A 10,372-nucleotide genomic window follows, 5' to 3' on the forward strand; every position below is an offset into this window, starting at 1 on the left:
CAGTATTAGTGCGTGAAGTAGCGCGCATCAAAGGAAAATGATATGAATCCAACAGTTGGTACCACAATTAAAGCACAAGTCACTGATGAAAACAGTCAGTTCTTTTTTGCGCAAGTCGATGGTTTTACTTATGAAATTGATAAGTCAGAACTTCAAAAGCCTCTCAAATTAGGTGGCTTTGTCACTGGCTTTGCCTATGAAAATGAAGATCATAAGTTACAAATTACCAAAAATGTGCCCACAGCACAAAAAGATGTGTACGGTTGGGGGACTGTTGTAGCTAACCGTCATGATTTGGGTGTCTTTGTCGCAATTGGCTTACCAAATAAAGACATTGTTGTTTCGTTAGATGATTTGCCCACTATCACATCACTTTGGCCACAAAAGGGCGATCGGCTCATGATTGCAATCAAAGAAGACAGCAAGGGACGTTTGTGGGGTGAAATTGCACAGCAAAATATCATTAACGCTGTTTCGCGTCGTGCACCTCAAGAAATGAAATCTAAACAGATTAAGGCAACCGTATACCGAAATAAAATGGCTGGCACGCTTGTTTTAACTGAGGATTACTATTTGGGATTCATTCATCCTTCCCAACGTGACGATGAACCACGTTTAGGAGAAGTAGTTAATGCTCGCGTAATTGGTGTACGTGATGACGGCACACTTAACTTGTCGCTGAAGCCCTTAGCTTATAAAACCATGAATGAAGATGCCACTTTCTTGTTGTTACAATTGCAGAGGCGTTCCGATCACTTCCTGCCATTTAACGATAAAAGCAATCCTGAAGCAATCAAGCGACAATTTGGTTTTAGTAAAAGTCAATTTAAACGCGCGCTGGGTCACTTATATAAAGAACGTCTGATAGAGCAGGTCGATGGCGGCATCAAATTAGTTGAACAATGACACAAGAAGTTGACAATGCAATTGTAGATTATTTGCATTATATTCGTATTGAACGTGGTTTATCCGACAATACCATCAAAAGCTACCATCAAGATTTAGTTCGTTTTGGTAAGTATCTTACTGTTGAAAAATTAACATTACGCCAAGTCGATCATATTGTGATTTTAGCGTGGTTAAATCAGCTACGTCAAGAAGGAAAATCTAATAGTTCTGTGATTCATATGGTGACATCGCTACGTAAATTCTTTGGCTATTTGACCCAAGAAAAAATAGTGGCTCATAACCCGATGAGTGACGTACGCCCACCAAAAAAAGCAGAACATTTGCCAGCTGTGTTAACGGTTGAGGAAATCGATCAGTTGCTTCAAGTAGCAGTTGAAGATACAACGCTTGGCATCAGAAATCGCACATTATTAGAAGTCATGTATGCCACTGGCCTTCGTGTCAGTGAACTGGTCAACCTTAAAATGAGTGATTTACATTTGGAGTTGGGTTTAATTCAAACAATTGGAAAGGGTGACAAAGAGCGTATTATTCCGATTGGTGAAGTTGCTATTGATTGGCTACAACGTTATTTTAAGACAAGCCGAATTGCCTTATTAAAAGAGCACGAGTCACCCTATGTGTTTTTAAACGATCGTGGTCATCAAATCACTCGACAAGGTATTTGGAAGATAATAAAAAAATTGGTATTGAACGCAGGTATCACGAAAGATGTTTCACCACATACATTGCGCCATTCCTTTGCGACTCATATTTTAGAAAATGGTGCAGACCTTAGAATTGTCCAAGAATTATTGGGTCACGCTGATATTTCTACAACGCAAATTTATACTCATATTTCTAAAAAGAGATTAAGCGAAGTCTATGATGAGTATCATCCGAGGGCCTGAATGATGATTATATTAGCCAGACAACAAAATGAAAAAACAGTCATGGGCATTTTATCCCTATTACCCGGATTGCGTGAAATTCCGCATTTAAAGGCTGAAATAGCATGGTATCACAATAGTGATACGCGAGAGCTTTATATTTGGCAAGCAGAATCACAAGGTCAAGTTCAAGGGGTTCTAGGTGTTGAAATTTATGATGATGAGATTACCATTATTCGACATGTTGCTGTATCGCCTGAATCACGCAGTGTTAAAAATTATTTTGCAATGCTTTCAGACTATCAGTCCCAGCATCCCGACGTTTTTTTGATGGGGACTTTAGATAACCAAAAATTGATTAACAAATGGAGAAAGTCGGTATCGAAAACAACGGCTTAACAATTAAATTAACTGATTTTGAAGGCCCTATTGATTTATTACTTCATCTCATCAAAAAGTCAGAAATGGATATTTTCGACTTGCCAATTGCCGAAATCACAACACAATATTTAGATTTCATACATACACAGCAAGCGATGCAGCTAGATGTTGCCAGTGAATATCTGGTTATGGCAGCCACTTTATTGCAGATTAAGTCCTATGATTTGCTACCAAATGATCCCATAGAGACTGATTTTGAAGATGATGAGTATACTGATCCACGTGAAGAATTGATGTTGCAATTGTTAACCTATAAACAATTTCAAGTGGTGAGTGAAACGCTTCGAGAACGTGAACAATCAGATCAACAATCTTTTCCACGACTGCCAATGATGGCACCAGAAGATGTTGACCAAGAAATTGGCTTGGCACCGGGATTAGGACTAGTGGACTTGCAAATGGCATTTACGCATCTGCTAGCAAAAAAGCGGCAACAACAACCAATCAGTCGACGCGTGGTCACTGAAAAGTATACAATTACTGATGCTGTTTCAAATATCCATCGTCATCTGCTGAGTCAAAAGGTTGGTGATATGATTGCCTTTACAACATTCTTTGATGATGTTTATGAACGTGAACCGTTAGTCATGACATTTTTAGCCTTGTTAGAAATGGCAAAGGCAGAGAAAATATCGTTGCATCAGATGGATTATGAACACGAAATTTTTGTAGAAATTGAGGATTTGAATTAAAAATGAATAATTTAAGTCAAATCGAAGCATTACTCTTTGTGGCTGGAGACGAAGGTATTTCTTTACCGGATCTGATCACAATGACCGGATTTGAGCAGACTGCTATGATTGGGATTATTGATGATTTGGCAGCGAAATATGACAATGACTTAAGCTGTGCATTAGAAATCCGAGAAACCGATGGAAATTATCGTTTAGTGACCAAGCCGATGTTAGGCACCGTTGTTAAGCAGTATTTTGAATCACCAACTAATGCCACTTTGTCACATGCACAGTTAGAAACACTTGTTATTGTAGCCTACCGGCAGCCGATTACGAGAATTGAAATTGACCAAATCCGTGGTGTGCAGTCATCAGGCACATTACAAAAATTAGCTATGCGACATTTAATTACAGAAGTTGGACGAAAAGAAGAACCAGGTCGACCAATTTTATATGGCACAACGGTCGACTTTTTAGACTATTTTGGTTTGAAAACCATTAAAGATTTGCCGCCCTTACCAGATTTGGATTCCTTGGACGTTAATGATGATACTGAGGGAGAATTATTTGCTAACCCATTTGCGGTCGAACCAGAAAGAAAGTGAATTTTGATATGCCTGAAGAACCACAACGATTACAAAAAGTGATTGCCCAAGCTGGCTTAGCGTCGCGCCGCGGTGCTGAAGAAATGATTAGTCAGGGGCGGGTGCAAGTTAACGGTCAAATCGTCAACACGTTAGGTGTTAAGGTCACACATGGTGATCACATTCAAGTTGATGGTGCGCCTATCGAAGGTAGAGAGAAGCTTGTGTATTACTTGCTTAATAAACCCCGAGGTGTCGTGACAACAAATGATGATGAAAAAGGTCGCAAAACAGTGCTTGATATTTTGGCAGATGTTGATCAACGCGTCTATCCAGTTGGCCGTTTGGATTATGACACGACAGGGGCTTTGCTACTGACTAACGATGGTCAAGTTGCCAATCAATTGATGCACCCAAAGTCTCAAGTTAATAAAACTTACATGGCCAAAGTGAAAGGTATTGCTACGGAAGCACAACTTGCCCCATTGAAAAAAGGTGTTGTGATCAAGGGGCGTAAAACAGCACCAGCTCGCGTTGCGATCACACGCGTTGATCATGATAAAAAGACGAGCATGGTAAGATTGACAATTCATGAAGGTCGTAATCATCAAGTTAAAAATATGCTAGCAAAAGTTGGTTTACCGGTTGAAAAATTGAAACGTGAGCAGTATGCTTTCTTTGATTTGATTGGGTTACAACCTGGTGAATATCGTAAATTGACAAATGCCGAAGTGAAACAACTGCAGGCACAAGATTATCGGATGTTGCGACGCAAGTAATTTCGTGGTATCATTTATTCAAATTGAATATAAACTTCAGGGTCAGGTGTAAATCCTAACCGGCGGTGAGACATAGTATTTTAAAAATGGTAAGCCCGCGACCTGCGCAAGCAGTTGATTTGGTCAAAATCCAAAGCCGACCGTACAGTCGGGTATAAAGAAGTCTAAAAAAGAAAGTGAAAACTGCCTTTTTGTTGTACCCTGACAAATTGCGCAGTTTTTTTGATTTGGTCAATATGTGCCAAGTTAAGAGGAAAAAAATATGTTACTAACAACGACACCGGTACAACGTGTTCAGCGTTTAACTTTGATTGCAATTTTAAGTGCTATTTCTTTTGGGTTAATGCTTTTTCCGCAATTACCATTAATACCTGGTGCTGATTTTTTGAAACTGGACTTTTCAATCGTTCCAATTATGATCGCCCTAAGTTGGTTAGGTATGACGGCCGCAGTTTGGGTTGTGTTTTTAAGAACAATCTTAAAACTCATTTTAGCAAATGAGGGAATCAATACTTATCTGGGTTTGCCTGTTAATGTGGCTGTCGTGTTAACTTTTATTCTGGTCTTAGGGTTAATGATGTCACAAAAAATGCAATGGTATAAAAAATTAATTGCTATGGTGATCAGCGTGATTGCAATTACTGCTGTAGCCATGATCATTAATTGGTTGGTTGCAATACCGTTGTACGCAACTTTTGCAAATTTTGACATTAACCGCCTGATCGGTATCAAAACTTATCTATTTGGCATGGTATTGCCATTTAACCTGATTCAAGGGATTATTTGGTTCGGAACAGGTGAAATTGTAAAAGCTAGTTTGACGCCGTTATGGCAAAAAATCGTTTCTTAATAAAACGTTATCAAAAAACAATGTGGGGATGTGGTAAAATCTTATTTGAATGAATAAATATGGAGGTCGTTTAAATATGAACGATTATGACCCAAATAACATGAGCCGATCTAATCGGCCCAAAAATAAAAAGATTGAACCTAAGTTTGCAAGAACATCTGATTCAAAGTCTGAAAATAAAGGGCTGCGAGTTGCCTTAATTGTATTGGGTTTGGTCATTTTATCAGCCTTCCCAGTTTATGGCTTCTTCAGTAACCACAAAGGTTCTACACCGCAAACCGTTTCATCATCGAGTCAACACAAATCCTCAACCAAAAAATCATCTAGCAGCACCTCCACTTCTTCTGAGACAACGTCTTCTGAAAGTAGTGTGTCCAGCTCTTCCCAATCAGAAGCAAGCAGTAGTTCTGAAAGTACAACTGATGATGAAACTGCTGCCTCATCATCAAGTGCAGCGTCATCAAGTGTTGCTACTACAACAGCTGTTTTGGGTACCAGCCAAACATTGTATAATTTTGCTGTTACACATGGTTTGACAACAGAGCAAGTAATCGCTTTGAACCCTGGTTTGACGGTTGATAATTACACGCAATATGCTGGCACTGCGTTGAACATTCAATAAGCAAGGATAACAATGATGACAAATATTCAAATTGCAATTGACGGACCAGCATCAGCGGGAAAGTCAACAATTGCTAAAATATTAGCAGGCAACTTAAAGTATGTCTATGTTGATACCGGTGCCATGTATCGTACTATTACATTGGCAGCCAAGCAAGCCGGCATTCCTTATGAAGATGAACAAGATATCACTAAACTACTTGATAAAACTGATATTCATTTTGAACCAGGAACACCTGTGCAACACGTTTTTCTGAATGGTCAAGAAGTCACATCACTGATTCGGTCAACTGAAGTAACGAATAATGTGTCACTCGTTTCCTCATACGCTGCTGTTAGAAAAAGTTTAGTTGAGCGTCAGCGAGCCATTGCCAACCATGATAACGTCATTATGGACGGGCGTGACATTGGCACTACCGTACTGCCAAATGCGCAAGTTAAAATATTTTTGGTGGCTAGTGTCGAAGAACGTGCCCAAAGACGTTATCGAGAAAATGTATCCAAGGGGATTGCAACTGATTTGGATACACTAAGAAAAGAAATAGAAACACGCGATTATAAAGATTCTCACCGCCAAATTAGTCCTTTGGTGCAGGCAAAAGATGCAATACTTGTCGACACAACTGGACAAACAATTGATCAAGTGGTTGATGAAATTACAAAAATTATCAAAAATTCATTGAACTTCTAATTTACACGGTTTAAACCGTGTTTTTTACTATACAAGAGTTGAAATATTTGGTACACTATATTCATAGTGTAAATTGTAGGAGGACGTTTGACGTCATGAGTGAAACAAACAACGAGCTTTTAGCAGCTCTTGAAAGTGCAGATCAAATTAAGGTAGGAGATGTCGTTACCGGTGAGGTATTAGCCATTGATAACGATAACCAAGCAGTTATTGGTTTGCATACCGGTGAAGAAGGAGTTGTGCCAGCACGTGAGTACTCAGACGATCGTAACATCAACCTGGCAGACGAATTAAAAGTTGGTGACAGCGTTGAAGCTGTTGTCATCTCTAATGTTACAAGCGACAAAGAAGGTGTTGCATACTTGCTATCAAAGAAGCGTTTGGAAGCACGTAAGGCATGGGAAAACTTGTCATTTGCTGAAGGGGACACTGTTGATGCAAAAGTTATCAATGCGGTCCGTGGTGGCTTAATTGTTGATGTCAATGGTGTTCGTGGCTTTGTCCCAGCATCAATGGTTGCTGATCGTTTCGTTTCAGATTTGAATCAATTCAAGAATAAAGATATTAAAGCGCAAGTTATTGAAATTGATGCTTCAAAAGCACGCTTGATTTTGTCACGTAAGGCTGTTGCTGCGCAAGAACGTGCTGCACAATTAGCAGAAGCATTTGCTAAGTTAACAGTTGGAGAAGTTGTTGAAGGTAAAGTTGCTCGCTTAACTGACTTTGGTGCTTTCGTTGACTTGGGCGGCGTTGATGGCTTGGTGCACGTATCAGAAATTTCACATGATCGTGTTAAGAACCCAGCGGATGTTTTGACAAAGGGTGAAGTTGTTAATGTTAAAATTTTGGCATTGGATTCTGAAAAGGGTCGCATTTCATTGTCAATTAAAGCAACACAACCTGGTCCATGGGACAAGGTTGCTGAAGAAGCACCAGCTGGTACTGTACTTGAAGGTACAGTAAAGCGTGTTAAAGATTTTGGTGCCTTTGTTGAAATTTTCCCTGGCATTGAAGGTCTTGTCCATGTGTCACAAATTTCGCACAAGCGCATTGAAAACCCATCAGACGTTTTGAAGTCAGGTGATAAGGTTAAAGTTCAAGTGCTTGATGTTAAGCCTGCAGAAGAACGCATTTCTTTGTCAATGAAGGCTTTGGAAGAAAAGCCAGAACGCGAAGATCGCGGTAATGCAAACGATGGTTCAGCTTCACGTGCCGATATTGCTGCTTACAAGCAACAAGAGGACGATTCAGCTGCAACTTTGGGCGACATTTTTGATGGTAAGTTCTAAGAATTCTTATTGAGAAGAACTGGTTCGCCAGTTCTTTTTTTATGATAACGCAATATAAAAAGGAGGTGCTGATATGGCTGCACCAATAGTAGCAATTGTTGGTCGTCCAAATGTTGGGAAATCAACTATTTTTAATCGAATGGCTGGGGAACGTATCGCTATCGTAGAAGATATGCCTGGCGTCACTCGTGATCGACTTTATGCATCAGCTGAGTGGTTGAATTACGACTTCCGAATGATTGATACCGGTGGTATTGAAATTGGCGATGCGCCATTTCTAGCTGAAATCAGAGGACAAGTCGAATTGGCCTTGGATGAAGCAGACGTTATTGTCATGGTTGTTTCAGGTAGAGAAGGTTTGACCGAAGCTGATGAAGTCGTCGCTAAAATGCTGTATAAAACCGACAAACCTGTTGTATTAGCAGTTAACAAGGTTGATAATCCAGAAATGCGTAATGATATTTATGATTTTTACGCGCTCGGTTTAGGTGATCCATTCCCTGTATCTGGTTCTCATGGTATTGGCCTAGGGGATTTATTAGATGAAGTGGTTAAACATTTCCCTGATGAAGCTGCTGAACAAGAAGACGAAGCCATACGATTTAGTATTATTGGACGCCCAAACGTTGGAAAGTCTTCAATTGTAAATGCGATGTTAGGTGAAAAAAGAGTCATTGTCTCTGATATTGAAGGTACGACACGTGACGCTATCGATACGCGGTTTGTTACGCCTGATGGTGACGAGTTTGTGATGGTAGATACCGCTGGTATGAGAAAACGCGGTAAAATCTATGAAAATACTGAAAAGTATTCCGTGATGCGCGCTATGAAGGCCATTGATGATAGCAATGTTATCTTAATGGTTCTCGATGCAGAAGCAGGTATTAGAGAACAAGATAAGCATGTGGCTGGCTTTGCGCATGATGCTGGCCGTGCGATGATTATTGTTGTAAACAAATGGGATGCAATTGAAAAGGATGATCACACGATGTCTGATTTTGAAAATTTGATTCGGGATGAATTCAAATTTTTGGACTATGCACCGATTGTTTTTGTGTCAGCCAAAACGGGCCAACGTTTAGACAGATTGCCTCAGTTGGTAAAGGATGTTGATGACAACCACCGAAAGCGAATTGGATCGTCAACCCTGAATGATGTCATTATGGACGCTATTGCGATTAATCCGACACCTTCGGATAATGGTAGGCGCTTGCGTGTCTACTATGCGACACAAGTAGCAGTTCAGCCGCCAACATTTGTTATATTTGTCAACGACGTAGAGCTAATGCACTTTTCTTATGAACGCTTCCTTGAAAATAAAATTCGAGAAGCCTTTGACTTTACAGGGACACCGATTAAGCTAATTGTTCGTGCCAGAAAGTAACTTAATTTCACAAATATTGAAATTATGTAACGTAATTATTACGAAATGCCGAAAACCCTTGATAACACTACACATAAGCGCTTTCTTGTGTTATTCTAAGTACATGAAATAATGTTTCGACAAATTTCACACGGCGCTTTGCGCCAATCATAAAATAACTCTCAGGAGAAAAGAACATGGCAAACAAGCAAGAATTAGTAGATTCAGTTGCAAAAGCAACTGGTTTGACAAAGAAAGATGCTGTCGCATCAGTTGATGCTGTCTTTGCATCAATTGAAGCAGCTTTGAAAAAGGGCGAAAAGGTTCAATTGATTGGCTTCGGTAACTTTGAAGTTCGTGATCGTGCAGCTCGTAAGGGTCGTAACCCACAAACTGGTGAAGAAATCGAAATCGCTGCTTCAAAGGTTCCTGCATTCAAGCCTGGTAAAGCCTTGAAGGATGCCGTTAAGTAATATATATCGCAATTAAAAAGAGTAAGCTTTTGGTAGGCTTGCCTTTTTTTGTGTACAAAATGTTACACACACCGCTAAACATTGTTCTTTATCCTTCTTTTGGGAATTTCGCTAATTTATACATTGTGCACTATTTAATGGTGTACAATGTAGTTGTTAAGAAAGAAGGCGACGAACTTGGAAATTCCAGTTAATAATGACAACATTAAGTTAGACAACCACTTGTGTTTTTATATCTATGTGACCTCTCGTGCAATTCAGCGAATGTATATGCCACGACTAAAACAATTGGGATTAACATATCCGCAATATCTTGTGCTGGTTGCTCTCTACGATAAGCAAAAACTAACGGTTAATGAGTTGGGAAGACTGTTGGACTTAGAATATGGTACATTATCACCCATGCTTAAAAGAATGACCGATAGGGGATTAATTTCAAAAGTACGTTCAACTGAAGATGAGCGAATTGTTGAGTTGACGTTGTTATCTGAGGGAAAGTTGAAACGACAGCAAGCATTGCAGCTTCCACAATTGTTAGCTAGTAATAGCGGATTAACTGATGAAGAATGGCAGCAGATGGTTCATCTAACAGAAAAAATGTTTAAAAATATTTCAGAATAATTTTTTTGGGGGAATAATTTATGTTATCAGTTTCAGAAAATTTAACGAAAAAAATAAGCAAAGTAACTCATCCGGAAACAGTGCTCAGAAGTCAATAAATTGGACTATTTTTATTCAGTTAATTAGGCGACATTTGAGATACGATTGCGATTATAAAAATTGATATACCAACCAATGGCTGCTTGGACTTCAGTTAATGTTTGGTATG

At 39.4% G+C, this 10,372-nt stretch carries 14 protein-coding genes and 1 riboswitch; of the genes, 13 read left to right on the forward strand and 1 reads right to left on the reverse strand.

Going from position 1 to position 10,372, the window contains the following annotated elements; all coding sequences use genetic code 11:
- The first annotated feature begins 42 nt into the window (after positions 1 to 42).
- The 13 genes from FF105_RS06120 (at position 43) to FF105_RS06180 (ending at position 10,164) form a co-directional block, all read left to right on the forward strand.
- The gene (locus FF105_RS06120) at positions 43 to 906 is read left to right on the forward strand and encodes a CvfB family protein (protein ID WP_004910057.1); all 864 of its coding nucleotides are present in this window, start codon (positions 43 to 45) and stop codon (positions 904 to 906) included.
- On the forward strand, positions 903 to 1,799 hold the full coding sequence (gene xerD / locus FF105_RS06125; protein WP_010294112.1) for a site-specific tyrosine recombinase XerD: 897 nt from the start codon (positions 903 to 905) through the stop codon (positions 1,797 to 1,799). The genes FF105_RS06120 and xerD overlap by 4 nt, the downstream gene beginning before the upstream one ends.
- A 3-nt stretch (positions 1,800 to 1,802) precedes the next feature.
- The gene (locus tag FF105_RS06130; RefSeq protein ID WP_031941334.1) at positions 1,803 to 2,177 is read left to right on the forward strand and encodes a hypothetical protein; all 375 of its coding nucleotides are present in this window, start codon (positions 1,803 to 1,805) and stop codon (positions 2,175 to 2,177) included.
- Positions 2,144 to 2,911 carry a segregation and condensation protein A gene (locus FF105_RS06135; protein WP_010294109.1) on the forward strand — a complete coding sequence of 256 codons (768 nt, stop codon included), beginning with the start codon at positions 2,144 to 2,146 and terminating at the stop codon, positions 2,909 to 2,911. Before FF105_RS06130 ends, FF105_RS06135 begins: the two co-directional genes overlap by 34 nt.
- Before the next feature lie 2 nt (positions 2,912 to 2,913).
- Entirely contained in the window at positions 2,914 to 3,498 is a 585-nt protein-coding gene (gene scpB / locus FF105_RS06140) for an SMC-Scp complex subunit ScpB (protein WP_290046458.1), read from the forward strand.
- A gap of 8 nt (positions 3,499 to 3,506) precedes the next feature.
- Positions 3,507 to 4,256: a pseudouridine synthase gene (locus FF105_RS06145; RefSeq protein WP_031941333.1), complete on the forward strand. Its 750-nt coding sequence runs from the start codon at positions 3,507 to 3,509 to the stop codon at positions 4,254 to 4,256.
- Between the two features lie 28 nt (positions 4,257 to 4,284).
- Positions 4,285 to 4,425: riboswitch (FMN riboswitch) on the forward strand.
- Between the two features lie 93 nt (positions 4,426 to 4,518).
- Positions 4,519 to 5,106, forward strand: a complete 588-nt coding sequence (locus FF105_RS06150; protein ID WP_010294103.1) for an ECF transporter S component — start codon at positions 4,519 to 4,521, stop codon at positions 5,104 to 5,106.
- A gap of 76 nt (positions 5,107 to 5,182) precedes the next feature.
- A complete protein-coding gene (locus tag FF105_RS06155) occupies positions 5,183 to 5,728 on the forward strand; it encodes a hypothetical protein (protein ID WP_010294100.1) in 546 nt (181 codons plus the stop codon).
- A gap of 12 nt (positions 5,729 to 5,740) precedes the next feature.
- Entirely contained in the window at positions 5,741 to 6,418 is a 678-nt protein-coding gene (gene cmk / locus FF105_RS06160) for a (d)CMP kinase (protein ID WP_010294096.1), read from the forward strand.
- Positions 6,419 to 6,513: 95 nt separating this feature from the next.
- Positions 6,514 to 7,707, forward strand: coding sequence for a 30S ribosomal protein S1 (gene rpsA, locus FF105_RS06165; RefSeq protein WP_004910088.1), 1,194 nt, complete (start codon positions 6,514 to 6,516; stop codon positions 7,705 to 7,707).
- Positions 7,708 to 7,780: 73 nt separating this feature from the next.
- Positions 7,781 to 9,091 (forward strand): ribosome biogenesis GTPase Der, encoded by a 1,311-nt coding sequence (der, locus tag FF105_RS06170; protein WP_010294094.1) that lies wholly within the window; start codon positions 7,781 to 7,783, stop codon positions 9,089 to 9,091.
- Between the two features lie 176 nt (positions 9,092 to 9,267).
- Positions 9,268 to 9,543, forward strand: a complete 276-nt coding sequence (locus FF105_RS06175; protein WP_004910092.1) for an HU family DNA-binding protein — start codon at positions 9,268 to 9,270, stop codon at positions 9,541 to 9,543.
- Between the two features lie 177 nt (positions 9,544 to 9,720).
- Positions 9,721 to 10,164 carry a MarR family winged helix-turn-helix transcriptional regulator gene (locus FF105_RS06180; RefSeq protein WP_147651799.1) on the forward strand — a complete coding sequence of 148 codons (444 nt, stop codon included), beginning with the start codon at positions 9,721 to 9,723 and terminating at the stop codon, positions 10,162 to 10,164.
- 122 nt (positions 10,165 to 10,286) lie between these two features.
- On the opposite strand, the gene FF105_RS11655 is transcribed toward FF105_RS06180, so the two are convergent.
- A partial coding sequence (locus FF105_RS11655; RefSeq protein ID WP_143470347.1) for an IS3 family transposase occupies positions 10,287 to 10,372 on the reverse strand: 86 nt, incomplete at its 5' end.

This window comes from Leuconostoc sp. UCMA20149 (assembly GCF_030400235.1).
Taxonomy (GTDB): Bacteria; Bacillota; Bacilli; order Lactobacillales; family Lactobacillaceae; genus Leuconostoc; species Leuconostoc pseudomesenteroides.

What these genes read in the sequence shown, in the direction of transcription:
- FF105_RS06175 (WP_004910092.1), top strand. Translation starts at nt 9,268, where the DNA reads ATGGCAAACAAGCAAGAATTAGTAGATTCAGTTGCAAAAGCAACTGGT.
- der (WP_010294094.1), top strand. Translation starts at nt 7,781, where the DNA reads ATGGCTGCACCAATAGTAGCAATTGTTGGTCGTCCAAATGTTGGGAAA.
- FF105_RS06145 (WP_031941333.1), top strand. Translation starts at nt 3,507, where the DNA reads ATGCCTGAAGAACCACAACGATTACAAAAAGTGATTGCCCAAGCTGGC.
- FF105_RS06155 (WP_010294100.1), top strand. Translation starts at nt 5,183, where the DNA reads ATGAACGATTATGACCCAAATAACATGAGCCGATCTAATCGGCCCAAA.
- FF105_RS06135 (WP_010294109.1), top strand. Translation starts at nt 2,144, where the DNA reads ATGGAGAAAGTCGGTATCGAAAACAACGGCTTAACAATTAAATTAACT.
- xerD (WP_010294112.1), top strand. Translation starts at nt 903, where the DNA reads ATGACACAAGAAGTTGACAATGCAATTGTAGATTATTTGCATTATATT.
- scpB (WP_290046458.1), top strand. Translation starts at nt 2,914, where the DNA reads ATGAATAATTTAAGTCAAATCGAAGCATTACTCTTTGTGGCTGGAGAC.
- cmk (WP_010294096.1), top strand. Translation starts at nt 5,741, where the DNA reads ATGATGACAAATATTCAAATTGCAATTGACGGACCAGCATCAGCGGGA.
- FF105_RS06130 (WP_031941334.1), top strand. Translation starts at nt 1,803, where the DNA reads ATGATTATATTAGCCAGACAACAAAATGAAAAAACAGTCATGGGCATT.
- FF105_RS06150 (WP_010294103.1), top strand. Translation starts at nt 4,519, where the DNA reads ATGTTACTAACAACGACACCGGTACAACGTGTTCAGCGTTTAACTTTG.
- FF105_RS06120 (WP_004910057.1), top strand. Translation starts at nt 43, where the DNA reads ATGAATCCAACAGTTGGTACCACAATTAAAGCACAAGTCACTGATGAA.
- rpsA (WP_004910088.1), top strand. Translation starts at nt 6,514, where the DNA reads ATGAGTGAAACAAACAACGAGCTTTTAGCAGCTCTTGAAAGTGCAGAT.